The sequence below is a fragment of the Paraniabella ginsengisoli genome (assembly GCF_022513635.1).
GTDB lineage: Bacteria > Bacteroidota > Bacteroidia > Chitinophagales > Chitinophagaceae > Niabella > Niabella ginsengisoli.
In genome coordinates, this window is record NZ_JAKWBL010000001.1 from 1,997,889 (window position 1) to 2,018,885 (window position 20,997).

31 protein-coding genes, 1 tRNA gene and 1 pseudogene are annotated in these 20,997 nt (G+C 38.4%); 24 read left to right on the plus strand and 9 right to left on the minus strand.

Annotation, left to right across the window (positions count from 1 at the left end; all coding sequences use genetic code 11):
* Positions 1–111 precede the first annotated feature (111 nt).
* The 16 genes from MKP09_RS25930 to MKP09_RS10825 all read left to right on the plus strand — a co-directional run bounded on the left by MKP09_RS25930 (position 112) and on the right by MKP09_RS10825 (position 8,616).
* Positions 112–303 carry a hydroxymethylglutaryl-CoA lyase-like TIM-barrel protein gene (locus tag MKP09_RS25930; RefSeq protein ID WP_262915208.1) on the plus strand — a complete coding sequence of 64 codons (192 nt, stop codon included), beginning with the start codon at positions 112–114 and terminating at the stop codon, positions 301–303.
* Entirely contained in the window at positions 300–1,514 is a 1,215-nt protein-coding gene (locus MKP09_RS10765) for a hydroxymethylglutaryl-CoA lyase-like TIM-barrel protein (protein WP_317235213.1), read from the plus strand. Before MKP09_RS25930 ends, MKP09_RS10765 begins: the two co-directional genes overlap by 4 nt.
* Positions 1,457–1,603 carry an alpha-isopropylmalate synthase regulatory domain-containing protein gene (locus MKP09_RS25935; protein WP_317235297.1) on the plus strand — a complete coding sequence of 49 codons (147 nt, stop codon included), beginning with the start codon at positions 1,457–1,459 and terminating at the stop codon, positions 1,601–1,603. Before MKP09_RS10765 ends, MKP09_RS25935 begins: the two co-directional genes overlap by 58 nt.
* Before the next feature lie 29 nt (positions 1,604–1,632).
* Entirely contained in the window at positions 1,633–1,911 is a 279-nt protein-coding gene (locus MKP09_RS10770; protein ID WP_240828592.1) for a hypothetical protein, read from the plus strand.
* Positions 1,896–2,285 (plus strand): DUF8692 domain-containing protein, encoded by a 390-nt coding sequence (locus MKP09_RS10775; protein WP_240828609.1) that lies wholly within the window; start codon positions 1,896–1,898, stop codon positions 2,283–2,285. Before MKP09_RS10770 ends, MKP09_RS10775 begins: the two co-directional genes overlap by 16 nt.
* A 44-nt stretch (positions 2,286–2,329) precedes the next feature.
* Positions 2,330–3,388: a 3-isopropylmalate dehydrogenase gene (gene leuB, locus MKP09_RS10780; protein WP_394801053.1), complete on the plus strand. Its 1,059-nt coding sequence runs from the start codon at positions 2,330–2,332 to the stop codon at positions 3,386–3,388.
* A 53-nt stretch (positions 3,389–3,441) separates the two neighbouring features.
* Positions 3,442–3,771 carry a bacillithiol system redox-active protein YtxJ gene (gene ytxJ / locus MKP09_RS10785; RefSeq protein WP_240828622.1) on the plus strand — a complete coding sequence of 110 codons (330 nt, stop codon included), beginning with the start codon at positions 3,442–3,444 and terminating at the stop codon, positions 3,769–3,771.
* 78 nt (positions 3,772–3,849) lie between these two features.
* Positions 3,850–3,923, plus strand: a tRNA-Met gene (locus tag MKP09_RS10790).
* Between the two features lie 28 nt (positions 3,924–3,951).
* On the plus strand, positions 3,952–4,194 hold the full coding sequence (locus MKP09_RS28060) for a GIY-YIG nuclease family protein (protein WP_394801016.1): 243 nt from the start codon (positions 3,952–3,954) through the stop codon (positions 4,192–4,194).
* Between the two features lie 359 nt (positions 4,195–4,553).
* Positions 4,554–4,754, plus strand: a complete 201-nt coding sequence (locus MKP09_RS10795; RefSeq protein ID WP_240828623.1) for a hypothetical protein — start codon at positions 4,554–4,556, stop codon at positions 4,752–4,754.
* A gap of 381 nt (positions 4,755–5,135) precedes the next feature.
* A complete protein-coding gene (locus MKP09_RS10800; RefSeq protein WP_240828625.1) occupies positions 5,136–5,330 on the plus strand; it encodes a hypothetical protein in 195 nt (64 codons plus the stop codon).
* The gene (locus MKP09_RS10805; RefSeq protein ID WP_240828645.1) at positions 5,306–5,602 is read left to right on the plus strand and encodes a WD40/YVTN/BNR-like repeat-containing protein; all 297 of its coding nucleotides are present in this window, start codon (positions 5,306–5,308) and stop codon (positions 5,600–5,602) included. Before MKP09_RS10800 ends, MKP09_RS10805 begins: the two co-directional genes overlap by 25 nt.
* Positions 5,603–5,703: 101 nt before the next feature.
* The gene (locus MKP09_RS10810; RefSeq protein ID WP_240828655.1) at positions 5,704–6,051 is read left to right on the plus strand and encodes a beta propeller repeat protein; all 348 of its coding nucleotides are present in this window, start codon (positions 5,704–5,706) and stop codon (positions 6,049–6,051) included.
* 217 nt (positions 6,052–6,268) lie between these two features.
* Entirely contained in the window at positions 6,269–6,535 is a 267-nt protein-coding gene (locus tag MKP09_RS10815; protein ID WP_240828670.1) for a hypothetical protein, read from the plus strand.
* Between the two features lie 664 nt (positions 6,536–7,199).
* Positions 7,200–7,985: a sensor histidine kinase gene (locus tag MKP09_RS10820; RefSeq protein ID WP_240828692.1), complete on the plus strand. Its 786-nt coding sequence runs from the start codon at positions 7,200–7,202 to the stop codon at positions 7,983–7,985.
* A complete protein-coding gene (locus MKP09_RS10825) occupies positions 7,975–8,616 on the plus strand; it encodes a response regulator transcription factor (protein WP_240828694.1) in 642 nt (213 codons plus the stop codon). The genes MKP09_RS10820 and MKP09_RS10825 overlap by 11 nt, the downstream gene beginning before the upstream one ends.
* Before the next feature lie 250 nt (positions 8,617–8,866).
* Here MKP09_RS10825 and MKP09_RS10830 read toward each other — a convergent pair whose 3' ends face one another.
* Both MKP09_RS10830 and MKP09_RS10835 read right to left on the minus strand, forming a co-directional pair.
* On the minus strand, positions 8,867–9,517 hold the full coding sequence (locus MKP09_RS10830; RefSeq protein ID WP_240828696.1) for a copper homeostasis protein CutC: 651 nt from the start codon (positions 9,515–9,517) through the stop codon (positions 8,867–8,869).
* A gap of 93 nt (positions 9,518–9,610) precedes the next feature.
* The gene (locus MKP09_RS10835) at positions 9,611–10,636 is read right to left on the minus strand and encodes a glycosylasparaginase (RefSeq protein WP_240828703.1); all 1,026 of its coding nucleotides are present in this window, start codon (positions 10,634–10,636) and stop codon (positions 9,611–9,613) included.
* Between the two features lie 177 nt (positions 10,637–10,813).
* On the opposite strand from MKP09_RS10835, the gene MKP09_RS10840 reads away from it, so the two are divergent.
* Together MKP09_RS10840 and MKP09_RS10845 are read left to right on the plus strand one after the other, a co-directional pair.
* Complete coding sequence (locus tag MKP09_RS10840; protein ID WP_240828709.1) at positions 10,814–11,356, plus strand: NADPH-dependent FMN reductase; 543 nt, start codon at positions 10,814–10,816, stop codon at positions 11,354–11,356.
* Between the two features lie 353 nt (positions 11,357–11,709).
* The gene (locus tag MKP09_RS10845) at positions 11,710–12,534 is read left to right on the plus strand and encodes an MBL fold metallo-hydrolase (RefSeq protein ID WP_240828719.1); all 825 of its coding nucleotides are present in this window, start codon (positions 11,710–11,712) and stop codon (positions 12,532–12,534) included.
* A gap of 91 nt (positions 12,535–12,625) precedes the next feature.
* Here MKP09_RS10845 and MKP09_RS10850 read toward each other — a convergent pair whose 3' ends face one another.
* The gene (locus tag MKP09_RS10850; protein WP_240828734.1) at positions 12,626–13,939 is read right to left on the minus strand and encodes a sulfatase family protein; all 1,314 of its coding nucleotides are present in this window, start codon (positions 13,937–13,939) and stop codon (positions 12,626–12,628) included.
* A gap of 435 nt (positions 13,940–14,374) precedes the next feature.
* On the opposite strand from MKP09_RS10850, the gene MKP09_RS10855 reads away from it, so the two are divergent.
* The 6 genes from MKP09_RS10855 to MKP09_RS10875 all read left to right on the plus strand — a co-directional run bounded on the left by MKP09_RS10855 (position 14,375) and on the right by MKP09_RS10875 (position 17,547).
* Positions 14,375–15,010 carry a helix-turn-helix domain-containing protein gene (locus tag MKP09_RS10855; RefSeq protein WP_240828743.1) on the plus strand — a complete coding sequence of 212 codons (636 nt, stop codon included), beginning with the start codon at positions 14,375–14,377 and terminating at the stop codon, positions 15,008–15,010.
* Between the two features lie 113 nt (positions 15,011–15,123).
* Entirely contained in the window at positions 15,124–15,309 is a 186-nt protein-coding gene (locus MKP09_RS10860) for a hypothetical protein (RefSeq protein ID WP_240828746.1), read from the plus strand.
* Positions 15,306–15,728, plus strand: coding sequence for a S41 family peptidase (locus MKP09_RS25940; RefSeq protein WP_262915210.1), 423 nt, complete (start codon positions 15,306–15,308; stop codon positions 15,726–15,728). Before MKP09_RS10860 ends, MKP09_RS25940 begins: the two co-directional genes overlap by 4 nt.
* Before the next feature lie 67 nt (positions 15,729–15,795).
* On the plus strand, positions 15,796–16,104 hold the full coding sequence (locus MKP09_RS25945; protein ID WP_317235215.1) for a S41 family peptidase: 309 nt from the start codon (positions 15,796–15,798) through the stop codon (positions 16,102–16,104).
* Positions 16,105–16,327: 223 nt separating this feature from the next.
* The gene (locus tag MKP09_RS10870; protein ID WP_240828748.1) at positions 16,328–17,098 is read left to right on the plus strand and encodes a helix-turn-helix transcriptional regulator; all 771 of its coding nucleotides are present in this window, start codon (positions 16,328–16,330) and stop codon (positions 17,096–17,098) included.
* A gap of 74 nt (positions 17,099–17,172) precedes the next feature.
* Entirely contained in the window at positions 17,173–17,547 is a 375-nt protein-coding gene (locus tag MKP09_RS10875) for a hypothetical protein (RefSeq protein ID WP_240828750.1), read from the plus strand.
* Between the two features lie 143 nt (positions 17,548–17,690).
* On the opposite strand, the pseudogene MKP09_RS10880 reads toward MKP09_RS10875, so the two are convergent.
* The 6 genes and pseudogenes from MKP09_RS10880 to MKP09_RS10905 form a co-directional block, all read right to left on the minus strand.
* Positions 17,691–17,885 (minus strand): annotated as a pseudogene (locus MKP09_RS10880) (DinB/UmuC family translesion DNA polymerase); the annotation flags it as partial.
* 438 nt (positions 17,886–18,323) lie between these two features.
* Positions 18,324–18,557: an Sb-PDE family phosphodiesterase gene (locus MKP09_RS10885; RefSeq protein WP_240828766.1), complete on the minus strand. Its 234-nt coding sequence runs from the start codon at positions 18,555–18,557 to the stop codon at positions 18,324–18,326.
* Positions 18,538–19,482 carry a PHP domain-containing protein gene (locus tag MKP09_RS10890; RefSeq protein ID WP_240828780.1) on the minus strand — a complete coding sequence of 315 codons (945 nt, stop codon included), beginning with the start codon at positions 19,480–19,482 and terminating at the stop codon, positions 18,538–18,540. Before MKP09_RS10890 ends, MKP09_RS10885 begins: the two co-directional genes overlap by 20 nt.
* Positions 19,483–19,755: 273 nt before the next feature.
* The gene (locus MKP09_RS10895) at positions 19,756–20,025 is read right to left on the minus strand and encodes a hypothetical protein (RefSeq protein ID WP_240828782.1); all 270 of its coding nucleotides are present in this window, start codon (positions 20,023–20,025) and stop codon (positions 19,756–19,758) included.
* Positions 20,022–20,240: a sialate O-acetylesterase gene (locus tag MKP09_RS28065; RefSeq protein ID WP_394801054.1), complete on the minus strand. Its 219-nt coding sequence runs from the start codon at positions 20,238–20,240 to the stop codon at positions 20,022–20,024. The genes MKP09_RS10895 and MKP09_RS28065 overlap by 4 nt, the downstream gene beginning before the upstream one ends.
* 172 nt (positions 20,241–20,412) lie before the next feature.
* Positions 20,413–20,910: a hypothetical protein gene (locus tag MKP09_RS10905; protein WP_240828803.1), complete on the minus strand. Its 498-nt coding sequence runs from the start codon at positions 20,908–20,910 to the stop codon at positions 20,413–20,415.
* Positions 20,911–20,997: the final 87 nt, after the last annotated feature.

Below are 20,997 nucleotides of genomic sequence, written 5' to 3' on the forward strand. Positions count from 1 at the left end.
TCTTTAAGAGTTGGGGTATAGTTACATTCAGAAAATAAAATGACTTCAAAAAATAAAACGACTCAAAACTCCCCTCTCCTTTGGAGAGGGGTCAGGGGTGAGGTCGAAATAATGGACACAACGCTTCGCGATGGCGAACAAACAAGCGGCGTGTCTTTTTCTGCACAGGAAAAACTGACCATTGCACAATTGCTGTTGACCGAAGTGAAGGTTGACCGAATCGAAATTGCGTCGGCGCGTGTTTCGGAAGGCGAGTTTCAGGCGGTAAAAAAATTACTGACTGGGCTTCAGCAAATAATATGATTGACCGTGTTGAAGTACTGACTTTTGTTGATGGCGATACTTCCATAAAATGGATGCAAAAAGCCGGTGCCAAAGTGATGAACCTGCTAACAAAAGGTTCGTTAAATCATTTGACACATCAGCTGAAAAAGACGCCAGATCAGCATTTCAGCGAAATTGCATCTGTATTAAAACTAGCTAACAAGAAAGGAATTACCTGCAATATTTATTTGGAAGACTGGAGCAACGGAATGCGTCACTCTAAAGATTATGTGTTTCAATACATCGATTTTTTAGCAACGCAACCGGTTAAGAGAATTTTATTACCCGATACTTTGGGGGTTTTAATTCCATCGGAAACTTCGAAATATCTTACCGAAATTGTTGAAAGATACCCGCAACTACATTTCGATTTTCATGGACATAATGATTACGATTTGAGCGTAGCCAATGCTTTAGAAGCAGTGAAGGCTGGTGTAAAAGGTTTGCATCTAACCATCAACGGGATGGGCGAACGCGCCGGAAACACGCCACTGGAAAGCGTTGTAGCCGTTTTAAACGATTTTCAAAAAGATGTAAAAATATCGGTAAACGAAAAAGCACTTTATAAAGTAAGCAAGCTCGTTGAAGCTTTTTCGGGTTTTAGAATTTCTGCAAATAAACCGATCGTCGGTGAAAATGTATTTACGCAAACAGCCGGCATTCATGCCGATGGTGATAAAAAGAAAAATCTTTATTACAACGATCTGATGCCCGAACGTTTTGGTCGCAAGCGCAAATATGCGCTGGGCAAAACTTCTGGCAAAGCCAATATTGAAAATAACCTGGCACAATTAGGCATTCAGCTTTCTGACGAAGACCTAAAAACAGTAACACAACGTATTATTGAATTGGGCGATAAAAAGGAAACGGTAACACAAGACGATTTGCCTTATATTATTTCCGATGTGTTGGACAGCCACACCATTGGCGAAAAGGTAATTGTGGAAGATTATGTGTTGACGCATTCTAAAAACATGAAGCCTTCTACAACGGTACGTGTAAAATTTGACAATGATGTTATTGAAGAAAATGCATCCGGTGATGGACAATATGATGCATTTATGAATGCGCTACATAAAATTTATACAAAAAGAAATTGCCGCTGGCCAAACTTAGAGATTATATTGTACGCATTCCGCCCGGCGGTAAAACAGATGCACTTTGTGAAACCATTATTACCTGGGAACTGAATGGCAGAGAGTTTACTACAACCGGCCTGGACAGCGACCAAACCGTTGCAGCAATTAAAGCCACACAAAAAATGTTGAATGTGATTTAATTGCTGATCAATAGAAAATGTACAACGCTTTGAAAATTTCTAAAAACCTAAAATATTTTATTCCTCTTTTTATCCTGCTTGCATTAGACCTGATGCTGATGGTTTTTGATATGATTAATTTCTACAAACCATTTCCTAATGCTGATTTGTACGATATCGAAACCAATGACAGTTACGCAGAAGATTTTCAGAATTTTAAGTGGATCATTATGATCATCGCTTTATCGCTGATCGCCATGTTCAGAAGGAAAAAAGGTATCTGGCCTGGATATTGGTTTTTTTATTTTTATTTTTGGAAGATGTTTTAAGGATACATCAGGGATTAGGATTATTTCTTTATGATGCTCTTGGCATGACAACCGGTCAGCGTGGTGGCAAAATCATGGAACTTTTTGCCGCGGCCTTTTTAGGCTTTATATTCGTAGCTCCTGCGCTGCAGGCTTATAAAACCGGTGATGCGATCTTTAAAAAACATTCACGGGCAATGTTACTTTTGCTCGCCTTGTTTTTGTTTTGCGCCGTTGTGATCGATCAATTACACCGGCTAACGCTTATTCAATACAACTGGAAATACAACGTTGTTTTTGGTATGCTGGAAGATGGTGGTGAGCTGATAACAGAAAGCCTGTTAACAGGATATTTGTTATCAATCGCGTTAAAGCAAAAAGCAGATAATTCATAATAAATAGAGAAAACCATTTAAATAGAGAATAGAATGAAAAAAATATCTTAATAGTTCCCGGAGATGGAATTGGACAGGAAGTAACAGCAGTTGGTAAAAAAGTGTTAGATAAAATTGCTGAGAAATTCGGACATGAATTTTCTTATGATGAAGCATTGATTGGACATGCAGCCATTGAAGCCACAGGAGAAGCGCTTCCGGAAGAAAGCTTGCAGAAAATGAAAAATTCGGATGCGGTGCTTTTCGGCGCTGTCGGTCATCCAAAATATGATAACGACCCTTCTGCCAAAGTAAGGCCAGAACAAGGTTTGCTTAAAATGCGCAAAGAGTTAGGACTGTACGCTAACCTCCGCCCTATCAAACTATTTGATGAATTACTTGATGCATCAAGCATCAAACCAGAAATATTAAAAGGTGCAGATATTTTATTTTTCCGTGAATTAACCGGCGATATTTATTTTGGTGAAAAAGGCCGTAAAAACAATGGCGATACAGCTTTTGATAATGCAGAATACAGCAAATATGAAGTAGAACGCATTGCTCGAAAAGCGTTTGACGCAGCAATGACACGTAATAAAAAAGTTTGCAGCGTTGATAAAGCGAATGTTTTAGAAACCAGCCGACTTTGGCGCGAAGTGGTGCAGCAGGTTGCTAAAGAATATCCTGAAGTGCAGGTAGAACATCAGTTTGTAGATGCTGTTGCTATGTTATTAATAAAAGATCCTAAAAGGTTTGATGTTGTGGTAACAGCCAATTTATTTGGAGATATTCTTACAGATGAGGCTTCGCAAATTGCGGGATCGATGGGCATGTTAGCTTCTGCTTCTATTGGCGATGGCACGGGCGTGTATGAACCCATCCACGGCTCTGCTCATGATATTACAGGAAAAGGACTTGCAAACCCAATGGCTTCGGTACTTTCGGCAGCATTATTGTTGGATATTTCTTTCGGTTTAAAAGAAGAAAGCAATGCTATTATTAGTGCTGTAGATGCAGTACTGAAAGCTGGATTTAGAACTGGTGATATTGCCGACGCTTCTACGCCTAAAGATAAAATTTTAGGAACAGACGCCATTGGGGAAGAAATCTTAAACAGACTATAAATTAGTCAGGCCGTTCATACTATAGCTGTGAACGGCCTGACAATATACAATCTATGAATTGGATAACATTAGATAATGAAGGACAATTAGCTGAAATTGATGAAAAGTCATTTAAAAAACCTCAGCTTATATTTAAACACAGTACACGATGCTCGATTAGCTCTGTAATAAAAAACAGGTTGTATAAAGGTGAGTTACCTGATAATATAGATTTTTACTATCTTGATCTTATAGCTAACCGACCTGTTTCTAACGAAATAGCAAATCGTTATGGTATAGAGCATGAATCACCACAAGTGCTTTTAATTAAAGACGGTAAGTGTATTTTTAACGACAGCCATAACGGTATTTATATGGATGATATTGTTGAAAATGCTAAATAGAAAACTTATCATTAGTAAGATAAAAATCCTCATAACATTTCATAATTAGAAAGAATATCTCTATTTTTGCGGCCCGTTGGCGCGATAGCTCAGTTGGTTAGAGCACTGGATTCATAACCCAGAGGTGATGGGTTCAAGTCCCATTCGCGCTACAAGACTCTCTTAACCGGGAGTTTTTTTATGCCATTTACTGTCTATCTTCTTTATTCAGATGCTTACCAAAAGCATTATACAGGATTTACTGCAAACCTGGAACAGAGGCTCTTATCACACAACATCATTGGAAAGGAATGGACTGTGAAATATAGGCCATGGAGGCTTATATTTACTAAAGATTTTGACAATAAAATGGAGGCCATGAGATTTGAAAGGTGGCTAAAAACAGGGGTTGGCAGGGATTTCATTAAAAAGCTTCCACATTAGATTCATCCAGGATTTATATCCGCCGCGGCGGAGATGGGTTCAAGTCCCATTCGCCAACAAGACTCTCTTAACCGGGAGTTTTTTTATGCCATTTACTGTCTATATTCTTTATTCGGATGTTTACAAAAGCATCCATAGAATTTAGATTATATTTTTTGTCTTTTTAAATAGCGATTGTACATTTGTTTTCTCAAAATTAGCTTATGACTATACCTATTGCACTACCATTATGCCTGGTCAAACACGAATTAGATTATTGCATACACTTTATCCGATCTTCACTTATTTCTAATTGAAGAACCAATAACTAATAAGCACTCATCGCTTTCTTTGCTCACTTCACCATACCTCTAACCGCAATGAACACAGATTTAAACTACGATCAGGTAATTAAGCTGCTGCTAAAATCCGAATGTGACTCTTTTATTCAGCAGGTAATCCTCTTATTACAATTAGTTCATGATGAAATAAAGGAAAAGTCTTTAAGAAAATCCGACTTTGTTTTTACACAATTTAAGGAGGGACATATTCTGATAACCGGTATCAGAGAGGAAGTGTGAGTTTTCAGAACCAATTAATATATGCTCCCAATTCTTCGAAATACAAGACGCTTTGAATGGCAACGTTAAGGTTTATGAAGTTCCCATCTTTTTTACCCGCTATTGGTGTTGTTTTTCATATATTTAAAATATGTTTGAATTTATCATTATTGTACTTATAATTTTAGCCCTTGCCGGATACTCTATGCGTAAAAAAGAATAATGCTCAAGCTTTTTTTAAAATCTTAAAATATTCATCTTTTTATAACGCTACCATTTATAAGTTTTTAAACCCCTGAAAAATCTTTAAGTCCCATTGCGTAAATTTATCAAATGAAGCAAACTCTTGGGCTGTTCATCTCTTTATTATTCTTTATCAATACGTATTGCCAAAAAATACAGATGCTTGCGCACGGCAATAAAACCAGTTTCCGTGGCCTTTGCATTAAAGAAAACGTTATTTGGGTAAGCGGTAGTGGTGGAACTGTGGGAAAATCTACAAATGGTGGAGCGACTTGGGAATGGCATACGGTTGCGGGATATGAAAAAATGAGTTCCGGGATATTGAGGCGATGGATGAAAAAACAGCGATCGTGATGGGTATTGCTTCTCCTGCTTATATTTTGAAAACCGCTGATGGCGGTAAAAGCTGGAAAAAAGTTTATGAAAATAAAGATACAGCGATGTTTCTTGATGCCATGGTTTTTAAAAACCAAAAAGAAGGAATAGTTATCGGCGATCCCATTGACGGAAAAATTTTTGTAGCGGTAACAAATGATGGTGGTGAAAATTGGAAGAAGACAAATAAACTGGCGCTTCCCAAAGCAATTCCAGGTGAAGCCTTTTTGCAGCCAGTGGCTCTAATATAGTTTGGTCAGGATCGCAGTACTATATCGTAAGTGGAGGAATGGCGTCGCGTATCTTTTATGATAAAATTTCGGTTCGACTTCCAACTACACAAGGTCAGCAGATGACCGGGGCTAATGGGCTGGCTATTCAGGACAAAAACATTTTGGTAGCAAGTGGTAATTACAATGATCTTCAAAAGGCAGACAGCGCCTTTGTATATAGTAATGATGCTGGAAGATCCTGGAAATTACCGGCCACAATGCCTTCAGGGTACAGAAGCAGCGTATGTTTTATTGGCAAAGGCAAAGCAATAACATGTGGAATTACCGGAATCGACATGAGTGAAGATGGCGGTACAAATTGGAAAAAGATAAGTAATGAAGGGTTCAACGTATGTGCCTACAACCAAAATGAAAACGCTGTGTACTTCGCAGGAAATAATGGAAGGTTGGGAAAATTACAATTGTAATATTCCCATACCCGCCATTCGATGATTCACAGGCTTAAGTGGTGCCTATCATAAGTTAGCGGTGTTAGCATTGAATTATTTAATGAATCAAATGTAAGAGGCATATCTGCTGTACACAACCGGAAAAACACGGTTTAAATACGGGAAAAACCCCGTATTGCCTTTTGAACACCTTTAATATGTTTGCACTAATAATTATCTATAATTAATATTAAATATGTCCCAAAGCAATCAATGTAAAATTGAATTTTACTTTACACGAGAAAATATTGAGCAATTACTTAAGGAAAACCCTAAAGCCAACGGCATTATTATTTGCCAGGAAATCAAAGTCCGGCATACTGCAGATAATGAAAAGGTGAATGTTATTGAAATTAAAGCAATTGCCGATAACGGTAAAAATAAGACACGGTCTTTATTATCAAAAGTAAATGGCTGCCCTTACCCGCCTGGCTGCGGTGCTCAAACTGAAGTGGAAAAGTAACCCTTGCTTATAATGATGAATGTTGAAAACTGTAGCTGAAATACTAAACATCCTGGATACCATTGGCCCTGCAATTGCAGTATTCTTTCTTTTGATGAGCAAAAAAGTCTCTCAAAAGAGATGTTATATGTTTTAATATTCTGTCTTATACAATTGTTTTGCAACACCGGGGCTACTATTATAGAAAGAGCAGCTTTGCAAAACATTCCTCTGTTTAGTAGTAACTATTGGGTTTACAAACTCAATTCAACCGCTAGCTTTCTTGTTATAGTATTTCTCTTCGAAAGGTTAATCCCTTTCAAATCTAAAGCACTTTATATATTTCTGTTGCTCTATATAGTTACCTCAATATTGTTACTTATAAATGGAGACGGAATCTCTCAATTCAACAGTATTAGTGCGGCTTTAGAAAGCCTGATCATTGTAAGCTTATGTCTTTATTTTTTTATTCAAAACTTATTAATACGCCTGAAGAAATAAGTATACCTGAAACAAGTATATTTTGGTGCGTAGTAGGCATTTTCACATATTATGCCGGTGCATTCTTTATATTTATATCGTACAAATACCTGATCGATACGGATAGCAGCACGGTTGCTGTATTATGGCGTTTTCATAATATTCTATTATTTATTTGTAGTTTGTACATAAGCTATGGAGTTTTATGCAAAAACTATCGAACGATATTGTCGTAATACTTGGTGCCTCAGTCTTTCTGCTTTTAATTACTTTATTTATTATAGTGCTGCTAATGGCTTATAAAAAGAGAGATTATAAACACCTGAAGGAAAAAAGGCTATTGGAGGAAGATTTCAATAGCCAGCTTCTGCATTCACAAATTGAAGTACAGGAACAAACTTTTTCGCAAATTGGAAAAGAACTTCATGACAATGTAGGCCAGTTACTCAGCACTTCCCGCATGTTGATAGGGCTGGCTGAACGAAAATTGAAAACTCCACCAGATGCACTTCTGACGGCCAATGCCACAATTGGCGAAGCTATTAATGAATTGCGCTCGCTTTCAAAATCGCTTGATAAAGATTGGTTATCCCAATTCAATCTGATCGACAATCTTAAAACTGAAGTAATAAGAATGAATGCGGGAAGCAGTATCAAAGTGTCACTTGAAATTCAATCTGAACCTGACATGCCGTCTTCCAGGCAGATCATACTCTTTAGGATTATACAGGAAGCTATACAAAATGCATTAAAACATAGCAGTTGTGATCATATTGCCATTCACCTTAATAAGAACAATCGCCATATCGAAATTATCGTTGCTGATGATGGCTCCGGTTTTAAGACTGGAATATTTAACAAAGGTATGGGTCTCAAAAATATGCAGTATCGCACTAAATTACTAGGAGGTTCTATTCGGTATCAATCTACTGAAAAAGGTACCAGTATTATTATATTAATTCCAGAAAATTCCCAACAAAATGAAGACTAAGATAGGTCTGGTTGACGACCATCAACTATTTTTAAAATCGCTCAGCCTGATGCTGGAAAGCTTCCAAGTATATGATGTTGTGCTTGAGGCATCGAATGGAAAAGACCTTCAACAGAAAATTAAACAAAGAAAAGATCTTCCCGAGATCATCCTTATAGATGTAAACATGCCATTGATGAATGGTGTTGAAACGGCTAAATGGCTTACTGAGAACTATCCGCAAATCAAACCTGTCGCATTGTCGATGAATGCAGATGATAATGCCATTATTTCTATGTTCAAGGCGGGTTGTTGTGGTTATCTTTTAAAAGATACGCATCCTAATGAATTAGAGAAAGCACTTGATGAGATCAATCGCAAAGGTTATTATAACGCAGACGCTGGTAACATTAACTTCCGGCGCATTTTAATGAAGGCTGGTGAAAAAGAAGAAAGCCTAATCACACCAAAAGAAATGATCTTTCTGCAATATGCGTGCAGCGAATTAACTTATAAAAAAATTGCTTCGGAAATGAATTTAAGTGAACGAACTATTGATGGCTACCGCGAATCTTTATTTAAAAAATTCAACGTGCAAAGCCGCGTTGGCCTTTGTCTTGAAGCATTAAGAAAAGAACTTGTGAAGTTATAAAAGTATCTCAGCAGCAATCATAAAATACAGAGTCTATAAATTAACTGTCGTTTTTATATGTGTTTGATTTTTATTTTTTAATACAATTCATGTCTATTGAAACATATACAGTAACATGAATGCCATTTTATCTTTTTTGATAATATTACACTGCCTCCGGCTTAACTAATATTTGACAGCGTTAGCTTCATCTTTCTAACAGCTGCTTCATTAATACTATAATGGTCGTTTTCTGGATTCTGCTCAAAAGCTACAGGAAAAAATCCATAGAACTGTGTTTCAATTCCCTCAATGATGTATGAAATTCATTGCAGTGGGTTTGTTTAGCCAATGATTGTACGTTATTAGCGCGCACGCCACTTCCCGGCATTATTGCAATTCTTCCATCTGCAACTTTATTCAGATCTGCAATAAGTTGAACGCCTTCTGGCGCTGTTAGTTGCTGGCCACTGGTTAGTATTCGTTCGCAACCGGCGTTTATTACTTCTTCCAATCCTTCAAATGGAGCAATACAGCGGTCAAACGCCCTGTGAAAAGTAACACCCAAAGGATAAACGGCTTCAACAATTTTAGATGTGCGTTTTACATCGATACTTCCATCCTTATTTAAAAAACCAATTACCACTCCATCACAATTCAGGTCTTTACATTTCAGCGCATCATACATCATGCAATCAAACTCTTCATCAGTATAATAAAAATCACCGCCTCGTACACGAATGATTGGGTACAATTTTACATCAAAACTTTCACGGCATTTCTTTATAACTCCCAAAGACTGAGTTGTTCCGCCTTCTCCCAAATTCGCGCAAAGTTCGATGCGGTCGGCTCCGCCAGCAACTGCATTTTTTGTAGACTCAAAATCAGAAGTTGCAATTTCTAAAGTATATTTATGAACCATGCTTTATTTGATGTACGAATTACGAATTACGATCTACGGCAAGTTAAGTTGTTGCTGCAAATCTGAAAATTATCACATTGGTTAATTAAGTCATTAACTAAACCAACTCTTAGCAGCGATCAATTCCTCTGTTGTATTCGTTTTTATTGCATAGCTAAATCCTTTATGAATAGCGAATGCACCAACCACACCATTTTTATTGATCGCTAAAAACGCCACCTGAATTTTCTTCACATCATCGCCTTTAATTTTCACAATCCGCTCAATCACTTTCTGACAAGCGAGTTCAGGCCCAAAACCTTGTCGCATCATTTCTACAACACTATGCGACCCGGCAACGCGTATCACGTCTTCTCCCTGACCTGTGGCGGTACAAGCTCCCACTTCACCATCAACATATAAACCCGCACCAATTATGGGTGAATCGCCCAACCTGCCACGCATTTTAAACCCCATACCGCTTGTTGTGCAGCTGCCTCCTAAATGTCCGTGCGCATCCAAAGCAACCATACCTATTGTATCATGATTCCATTCGCCGTCGATCTGCGCCGGGGCAAAAGGACCATGTCCTTTATTCTCAATATTTTCTCGGTTTATTTGTGGTTCATATTTAGAATTTTGCAGCCACTTTTCGTACGATTTTTTAGCGTCTGGAGAAAGTTCCTGCGGTTCTAAAGTAAACCCTTCCGACACCGCAAATTGTTGTGCTCCATCACCCACCAACATTACATGAGGTGTTTTTTCCATCACCTTGCGCGCTACAGAAATCGGATGTTTTATTCTTTCTAAAAAAGCCACACTACCACAATTAAATTTATGATCCATTATACATGCGTCAAGCGTTACAAATCCGTCTCTATCTGGATTAGCGCCAAGCCCCACACAGCAGTTGATCTCATTTTCCGTAACCATGACACCCTTTTCAACCGCGTCCAATACATTTCCACCGTTGCCCAAAACTTCCCATGCACCTTTATTGGCTCTTAATCCGGCATCCCATGTTGAGATCACAACAGGCCCACTCACTTTATTATTGGCCTGACTTGTAGCTTTATTAACAAAGGTTGTAGCTATGCCAGTTAAAGCGCTTAATTGTAAAAAACGTTTGCGGTTCATCATTATGCAAAGAATTTAAGATCCGAAATTAGGGTTTTAGTATAAATTCATGTTTGTTCAAGATAAATTTTAATAAGTTCTCATTTGCCCAGACCGATATTTTATATCATAGAAATATAACAACAATGAGCTTTTGCCAACAATTGCTTTACTTCGCTGTTATTTTTTAAACTTTATTGAATGAATATTGAAATAATATCTGGCAGCCCAAGACCGCAAAGCTTAACGGTAAGAGCTGCTTATGCTGTACAAAAATGGTTTCAAAAGAACACAGAACATAATGTAGGGATTATTGATTGCAGGGAACACCAGTTGCCCTGGGTGGAGAAAGTTTTCAATTCGATCGATAACACGCCCGATCCCTGGAAACCATTATTTGAACGCATTTTTAAAGCCGATGCATTTATTTTTGTCACCCCAGAATACAACGGCAGTTACTCTCCATCTTTAAAAAACCTGGTGGATCATTTTCCCAAACAATTGCATAAAACACTGGGAGTTGTAACAGCTTCAAACGGTGGCTTTGGCGGTATGAGAGCAGCACAACAACTAATATTGCTCGGCGCGGGCCTTTTTACAGTTGTATGTCCGCAATTACTTGTAATACCTACTATTGATAAGAAAATAGATGAGAATGGCGATCTGATCGATCCGGCGTTTGAAAAAAGCATTCACAATTTCGCATCAGAATATTTGTGGCTGGCAGAAAAAATTGCACATTAATAAGATCATTTACGCATCCATTATTTTTAACTCCTTTTCAAAATTCCAGCTTTGGTATCAAAACAACCGTAAGTAGGAAAAAGGTTTCTTCCAATGCCAATACGCTATGCACAATATTTTCATGCAATGTAACCATTTGTCCTTTTTCAATTAAGGATATCTGTTGGTCAGTACGCGTTGATCTTTAACAGATTCGAAAGCCTCTTCTTAAATCTATTGCCTATTGAACGATACAAATCTTCTCATTTTTAATATTTAAAATAACTGGCAGAGCAAGTAACATTAGAAGTCTGCCAGAAAAGAATTTCAAAGATTTATAATACAGGTATTTTAAATAAAAGCTATTTTGCATCATGACCAGTCTTTATGTTACCTCTCTTAATTCAGGAAGCAACGGTAACTGTTATTATATCGGTAACAATGAAGACGCCGTATTGATCGATGCCGGCTTATCGTGCCGTGAAACTGAGAAAAGAATGTACCGGCTGGGACTGACAATGAAGAAAGTAAAAGCCATATTTATATCACACGAACATGGCGACCATATACGAGGACTGGAAGTATTATCACGTAAACATCGACTTCCCATCTATATATCCCCGGGTACGCTTCGCCATTCCCGCCTGAAACTGGACCCCGATCTTGTTCGTTCACTTACTGCTGGCATATCCGTTCGTATCGGTGGTCTATCCGTAAATTCTTTTCTAAAATTTCATGACGCGGCAGACCCACATAGCTTTACTGTTGAGGATGAACACACTTGTATCGGAATATTTACTGATATCGGGAAAGTTTGCGACAATATCAGTACTCATTTTAAGAGATGCCATGCAGCCTTACTGGAAGCCAACTACGACGATGTATTACTGGAAAATGGCCGATATCCTTATCATTTAAAACAAAGGATTCGTGGCGGCCGGGGACATTTATCTAATACAGAAGCGCTACATCTTTTTCTGTCGTGCAGGCCTGCGCATATGAGCCACCTTTTCCTCTCCCATCTTTCGGCCGACAACAACAATCCCGATCTGGTGCGCGATCTATTTAGCAAGCAAGCAGAAACCACTAACATTATAATAGCCTCGCGATATGAAGAAACGCCCGTGTACGCGGTTTCGGGCATCAACGCATCTTATTTAAGAGCGCCACAAACATTGGGGCAGCTTACATTATTTTGAGCACCATTATATGTAAATAACTTATGATTAAACTAGCCAAGGCATCGTCTAGCAATTAGATTGAAATCTATACACATGTCCAGGTAAAACTTTACCGTCTCTCCTTCTCATCAATTACTTTTTTCAACATACCAATCGTTGTCGCGTCATTCGGCTTGAGTGAACTCTCTTTCAAATTGTTCAACTCATCCGGATCCGCTTTTAAGTTAAATATATTACCATTCTCGTACACTTTCCAGTCGGTAGTTTGAGCGAACACTTTCCGGGTGTATTTACCCCATTTCGGATCATAATGGCAAAAAATCCAATCACGCTTTGGTCCCGGTTTCCCAATAAATTGTCCGTAAAGGCTCGTCCCTTCTAACCCTGCTTGATTATCAGATTTTCCGGCTATCTCAAGAAAGGTTGGAAAAAAATCAGTAAAATCAACCAAAGAAGAATTTGTAACTCCCGGCTTGATCTTGTTTGCCCAACTTGCAATGAGCGGTACATGCGTGCCTCTGTCAATGGTCTGCCCCTTCGCTCCTTTTCGTTTTCCACCCTGAAAGTTCGATATTATCTGGGGACTGGTGCCATTATCACCTGCAAAGATAATTATGGTATTTTCAAGTAGTCCCAATTCGTCTACTTTTCTCACAATCCTACCGACAAGATAATCCATGTACTTTAACATGTTTGTATAATGCGACGGATTTTCGTCCTTTGCTTTTGGATCAAATGCCGCATACTCTTTAGAAAAAGGCGTTGGAACAAATGGGTCATGGGTAAGACACATAGGATAATATACCATGAATGGCCCTTTTTTGGAATTGTCTTGCAAAAATTGTTCAATGTAGGTTGTAAATACATCATCACCATATTTTCCATTCATCACTACCGATTGACGGTTATCAGTGTACACAGTAGGATTTTTATAGCGCGAGCCGAGTTGATCTACCTGCCATAAACAAAACCGGTCAAACCCTGCTGTTTGAGGTAACGATCCAGTCTTACCGTTTGCTAGTTTAACCTGCTTTTCGTTTCCAAGTAACTGCCATTTTCCAGCTATGCAGGTGGTATAGCCCTGATCCCTTAAAAGGTGAGCAAATGTTTTCTCTTTCGGATCTAATAATCCAAAACCAATATAATTTCGATGGTTGTATTTACCAGTCATCAGTTGTACCCGAGTTGGAGTACACAATGGGGTAGCATGTGCATTGGTAAACCGCATCCCTGACGCTGCAAGGGCATCTAAATTTGGCGTCAACTTATCGTCGTTGCCGTTGCAGCCAATAGTTTCGTACCCCAGATCATCGGCCATAATAAAAATGATATTGGGCTTTGTTTGGGCTATGGTCTGGAAGGTAATAGTTATCGCAAGCGTCAAAGTAAATAAAGCCTGAACAACTGTTTTCGATAATTGCATAAGGACAAATATAACTTTATTTTAAGTGCAGATTAATATTTCGGGCTATTACGAAAACGCCTGCTAACGAAGAGCGGGTAACATTCAAATTGTTAACTCAAGATATAAACAAAGCAATCATTACGCCTTTGTCATCTGTACTTTGCGAAACTATTGAAATGCTTCAAACGTTGTATATTAGTATTTATAGTCAATATTATCTGAGCCACATTTTTATGACAGTAGCGGTCATTATGGAATAAATCATTATCAACATCTATTCTACAAATAAAAAAATGCACACATTAGAAAAACAAGAATACTTAGGGATTTCAAAAAAATATATAACAATACACAAGGCATCTCCATTATCGAAACAGAATATAATGAAAAAGTCTATGAAGGTTGGCACGCTCATAAAAATGCACATCTAACCTTTTTTTTAAAGGGGGAACATTGGAAAGAAGAAGAAAAGAGAGTTTTTCTGTTACAACAGGAAGCGTACAATTTTATCATCGAGAAGAACTTCACTTAAATCAAAATACACAAATCCCTTCAAAAAATATAAATATTGAAATAAGTGAACCTCTATTCAAAGAATTTGGATTTACAGAAGAGGAGCTAAAGAAATCAACAGATAACATTGCAAAAACAAAATTAACCATTCTAAAAATTTATAAGGAATGTTTAATTTCTGACACCTTTTCCCAGGATTCAATAAATATGTTACTTTCTAACCTCGCCTGCAGTCAAAATTATTCCGAACAGTTTTTTCACTGCCCCAATTGGGTATACATTTTGCATGAATTTTTAAATGACTGCTGGGACAAAAGCCCTAGTTTAAAGGATTTGTCAAATGTTTTAAACTTAAGTCCTATAACAATCTCAAAATATTTTCCTCGCTACTTTGGATGCACGCTTGGTGAATATTCAAGAAGATTAAAAATAGAGAAGTCTCTTACTTTGATACAAAATTCTTCTGCGTCCTTAACTGACATTGCTTTTGAATGTGGATTTGCTGACCAAAGCCATTTTATAAGAGCATTTAAACAACAAACCGGATTCTTACCCAAAAAATTCAGGAACTTATAAATAACAAAGGCAAATTTCATTCTATTTTTTAGATTTTGTTGGCGGTAGTTTTGTAATACAATTACATAGTTCAACAGTTTAGCCATGAAACTAAAAATAAGCTTACTATTTTTTTGTTCGCACAAATAGTTTATGCACAAAATAACGTGCAGGAAAATGACAGTCTGCTCCATGTTGCTCAAAAAATAAATAAGAAAGAAGCTATTGAAGCTGTGAGTAACATTGCTTCGCTTATTAAAGAAAACTATGTATTCCCTGGCATGGGTAAATCCATATCAGATTCCTTATTAAAAAAATGAAGCAAAATGAATTTGGCAATTTAGAAAATTGGCAAAGCTTAGCAGACAGCCTTACAAATACTATACAATCGTTGAGTAATGATGGGCATATGTATGTAAGAAGTGACCCTAAAACGGTGAAGGAGCTTATCGAGGCCGAAAGTAAGGCCAGCATTAAAGTCGGAAACCAACCAACAAAAGACCCCTTTTACTACGGAAAGGATGCGGTACAGAAAAATTTCGGATTTAGCGAGGTAAAGGTTTTAAAGGATAACATTGGATACATAAAACTCTCTCAAATTAATATCTCTGAAAAAAGTTTGCCGACACTTTATGCTGCTATGCAGTTTGTCGGCCATACTAAAGCATTAATTATAGACCTAAGAGACAATCGAGGCGGTGGAAGTGATGTGGGACCTGTATTAGAATCATTTTTTTAACAAAGGAAACGCCATTACTCGAGTTTAAAAATAGAAAATCAGAAAAGCGTATTGAAAAAACCGTTACGTGGTTGACAGAAAAAAATATAGCAATCCTTTATTCATTTTAGTTAATAATAATACTGGTTCGGCGGCCGAAGCATTGGCATTCTCTATGCAGCAACAAAAAAGAGCCCAAATCATCGGCAAACGATCGGCAGGTGCAGCACACATGAATTCGTGGTATGTAATTAATGATTGTTTGTTTGTATCCATTTCTACCGGAGCGCCAACTATCCCCGGAACAGAAATATCCTGGGAAAGGATTGGAATAATACCAGATTTTGAAGTGGATGAAGGTAAAGAGATAGAGTTTATACGATCTAATTTCAAATAAATATAAACCTCAAAAAGGGAGTTATACCGAATCGCATTATGGGCCCGATGTGATAAATGCCGGACAACAGCAAGTCTTGAACCTTGGGTTTTATACAATGCGACTCTATATCACCGACACTACTTATTGATTTTTCATTTAATACACAAACCAGCTCTTCTGAAGACTAAGACCGTATGACACCATAATGATCATAGTAACAGACTAGATACCAAGAATGAAAATGAGAGTACACAACATTATTCCAAATGATAAAATTGCCGATTATGTCGATAGAATTCTAGTCATTGAAAATGATATTTTTCTGACGCCATTTGCTCTTCCTTTATACGCTAATGGCGCACCGACTTTACTTTTTAGGTCTGTAAAAGGAAACCTTGAAAATTCCGATAGCACTTACCTAACACTTTTTGGGCAAACGGTTTCGCCCGGGAGTTTGACACTGAATGAAGACTTTACATTAATTGCCTACTTTTTGAAACCCCATTCATTAATTTCACTTTTTGGAATTCCTGCTTTTGAACTAACAGACAGACCCATTGACCTTAATTTACTTTCGCCTCAAAAGACCATTTCTCTTCAAGAAAGCTTATTGAATTGTGAAAATATTGAAGATAGGATTGCACTATTAGATAATTATATATATGGTCTTGTAAAAGAAGCTAAAGAAATTTCAGCACCTATTAAATACGCGTCCGAAAAAATAGCAAGCCATTATTCTAAAGAATCACTTGTTAATGTTCAAAAGGAATTAAAAATTTCTGAAAGAACTTTCGAAAGAATGTTTGAAAAAAATATAGGGATATCACCCAATGCTTACAGACGCATTCGTCAATTCCATTCAGCATTTAGCGATTTAAACCTGGGGAAGTATAATAACTTATCGGATATAGCATTTAATCACGGTTATGCCGATCAAAGTCATTACATCCGCACATTTAAAAAGTTTACTAAAATCAGTCCAAGTGAGTATTTAAACTATAGCACCGATTAATAAGCACATGTCGGTTTCATTCTATTTTAAAATTCTCCCCGAACTATTTTTGATAAAACATTAAAATAAAAAAAATGAATAAGACAGTTTTAAAAAGTATTGGAGCAATTTTAGCGGGATTCATATTAGTAGCAGTTCTATCATCTGGAACAGATTTTTTGTTAGACAAATCGGGCATTCTGTCAATGGAACATTTTAAGCAAGCATCATTTTTAATAGTTTGCCTTGTCATCGCTTACCGGTTTACTTTCAATGTAATTGGTTGCTACCTGATAGCAAAATTAGCTCCAACAAATCCCATGAAGCATGTTATGATTATGGGCGTCATCGGAACAATTTTAAGCCTTTTAGGTTCAATTGCAATGTGGCACAAAGCCCCTGCATTTTACAGTATTGCAATCATTCTGATTTCATTACCAAGTGCCTGGCTTGGAGGAAACTATATTTAAATAAAATAAAAAATGGCTATACTAAAAGTCACTAACACACAAAGGCCACAAATTTTCTACCGATTCAGCAATATGAAAATTAGATAAGCCAACTCCCAATAGACGTATTTTTTTATTTTCGATGGGAGCATTCTGTATTGCTTTCACCGTTTGCAATAGGATATCCTGATCATTATTAATTCAGGTAACGATATACTTCGCCTACAGATCGCAAAATCATGAAATTTAAATTTCACTGTAACAGTTCGTCCCTTAAGACCTGATCGCTGAAGCCTTTCCCATAACCGTGTTACCAATGTTTCTAATTCTCTTAGCATTTCGTCATTGGTAGTGAGATCATGCTGATGCGTATCTTAAAACGTAGTCTTATTGAATACCAACCAGCGATGCAGATTACCCCAAAGATGCGACAGGATACTTTTGAAAGTTTCCAAACGACTGATGACCATCTTATGCATATTACCGGAATAGTTAAGGACCAATATGCTCACCTTTATTATAAATGTAAAACTCCTTGAAGCCCAATGCAGGCAGGCATATATGTATCTCAGCATTCCTTATATGAGAATGAAAGCAATCTCGGTATTGTTGCATAAGATGGGGCTTACAGATACAACCAGATTGAAATTTACACGACACCTAAGATAACTACAGTTACATAGATTTGTTTCCAACACCTGTAGTGGTATTCGAAGCTATATTTTGCATAAAATTTGTCGCCTCTCAAGCAGACTGAAAAATCCTGTTACCGATCACACGGCATCCGGCATTCCAGCTTATAACTTTATTTTCAGTTCTGTTTGTAGACAGGTTTCGGGATCAACCAATATATTCTCCACCCGCGCTTCAATCACAAAGGTTTCCGGGTACTCCCATACAGGGAACAGCGTCAGTTTTGTTTTTTCGTGGGGTGCCAACCGGACTTTTCCATACGGCTTGTCGTCGATATCGTACGGAGACGATAACTTCAAATCAAAAGGGATATCGAATTTATTTTCGATAGTCAGCACTACCTGGTTTACATTCCCGGCAAACTTTTTTCGGCTTTAATAGCGATAGATGCTTGAAACAGTGCTTCACCTTCCCGCTCCCTGGCAAGAATAACATCTTCGGTATACACAGCCGTTCGCCTGGCTTCCAGTGCCTCTCGTATTGAAGCCTCACTTTTTCTTTAGCGAAGATCAACGTGATAGGGCGATGGTAATCAGCAGATGGTGGCTGAATAGAACTATGGGCATCGGTACCTGATAAGAGAATCAGGTTATGCTTAATGGCAATGCGGTGAGCATGCACATTATACCGTTGGTTATTGACCAATTCAGCGCCTCTGAGAATGCCACGATCCAGTAGCTTTTGATGAATAGGCAGAAACAAATCCCTGGGACCATTCTTTTCCAGCCAGCCAGGGTGGTTATAAGAAACCCATCCGCCTTGCTTTTGCACTTCAAGGAAGGGTGTCAGTAGTTCGGCTTCAGTAGCTTTGGGTTTCATCACCAGCTTTCCATTGGAACCTATATTATAAGGTGCCTTCAAAGCATTCACATCCTTTAAGAAAAAGGCGTTGTTGTGATAGGGTGCCACATAGGGAGATATTTCTGCTCCTTTAATAATAAGCACGTGTGTATTGGCTGCCGCTTCATTCGCTTTTTTAAAACTAAACTCCTTATCGGGTGAAACAAGACCAAAGTATTTTTGGGCTTCTATATGCTCTGTCAGCGTAATAACATCGAGGCCATCACGTTCGGCTTCCATCACTCTCACATAAGGCATCACATGACCATCTGAATAACTGGTATGCAGGTGAAAATCGCCTTTGAGTGTTATAAAGCCGGGGATATCGGCCACTTTTACTTTAGGGTTTCGCTCTTTTTGTTGCGCATTAGCAGATAACATAATACATGCAAGCGACAACAGACTGAATATTTTCTTTTTCACAAAAAATTAAAATTTATTAATAGTTAAAAGTAGTAGCTGTACTGTGTTTATTGTTGAGTTAGATTATAGACATATCAATGACTTCGTGCAGTCCATGCTGTTGACTATTTATCACCACAAAAAATCACCAGTTATCTGTCCTGAAAGAAGAAGCTGGCAGACCCCAGGCATTAAACAGGTTGCCCCTCGCATAGTTTTTATAAGCGTACCGTACGGCAACCGGGTTTTGCACCTTTTCAGCAAAAACTTCAATGCTATTATTCCTGATGGTGGCTATTGCCGGATAAAAAATCCTATCCGCCCCTGCAATTTCAAAGTTGGCAGAAGGATCGCCATCGAAATAAAGGCCTTGTCCTGTATAGAAAACTCCAGCAACACTGCACCTGTTTTAATGGTATGCTTCAGGTATTCTGGCGAACGCCAGGGCAAGGCATTACATCCGTAGGTATTGGCAAGTGCTGCTTGCATCAATCGCTCCGCCACAAGTCTTTTCTCCGGCGGATGTACAGTAGCCGCCGAGCCGATATCCATGGTTACAATCATAGCACTATTTGAAATACTGCCGGCGCCTGTAATTGCGCCTCCCTTACGCGGGCACTGGCAACACTATCTACATCGGGATAATTGTAGGGCGCGATCTGTACAAAATAAAACGGAAAATCATCTTTCCACAACTTCCGCCACGCAGCAACCAGGGCTTCGAGCTGTTGCCGGTATAGCTGTGGCTCGAAACGGTCATACTCACCCTGGTACCACAGCGCCCCCTGATCTTTACGTTGGCAAGGGGATGGATCATGCCGTTATAAAGCACTGCCGGATCTTTCGGGCTCGTTGATACGGCAGGCAGCTTAATACCCGGAATTGTTGCAAGGCTTTGTTGACTCATCCATGCCCTTACCGGTGTTCCTCCCACGGCTGCTACTATAATGCCTACCGGAAGCTGCAACATTTTTTGCAGTATTGCACCATAAAAAAACCGACCGCACTAAAATCCTGCGCCGTAGCGGCACCGGATTGCTGCCATTTCCCGGAAACGCCGGAAGCAGGTGATGACGCAACTGCACGGGCAACAGTAAAAAACCGAAGCTGCTTATTATCTGCATGCAGTAAAGCTTCCGCCGAACCGGATACCGGCTGATTCTTGAGACCTTTCAATGGCATCGCCATATTAGATTGCCCTGAAAGCAGCCATACTTCTCCTAAAAGGATATCATTTAAAGTAGTGGTATCAACATCAAAAAATTTAATTTCGTAAGGTCCGCCTTCTTTTGTTGTTGGCACTCTTACGCTCCAGTTTCCGGAGTTATCCGGCTTGACTTTATAATGCTTACCATCCCATCCCGTAAGGATATTAACCTCCTTACCGGTACTATGGCCCCAAAGTAGTACACAGTCATTTCTTTGCAGTACCATATGATCATTTAGCACATCAGGCAGAGATACTTTTGCAGAGGCTGTGGTCTGCAAACCCAGGTAGCACAACAAGTAAAGGAAACATATCCTATATATATTTAA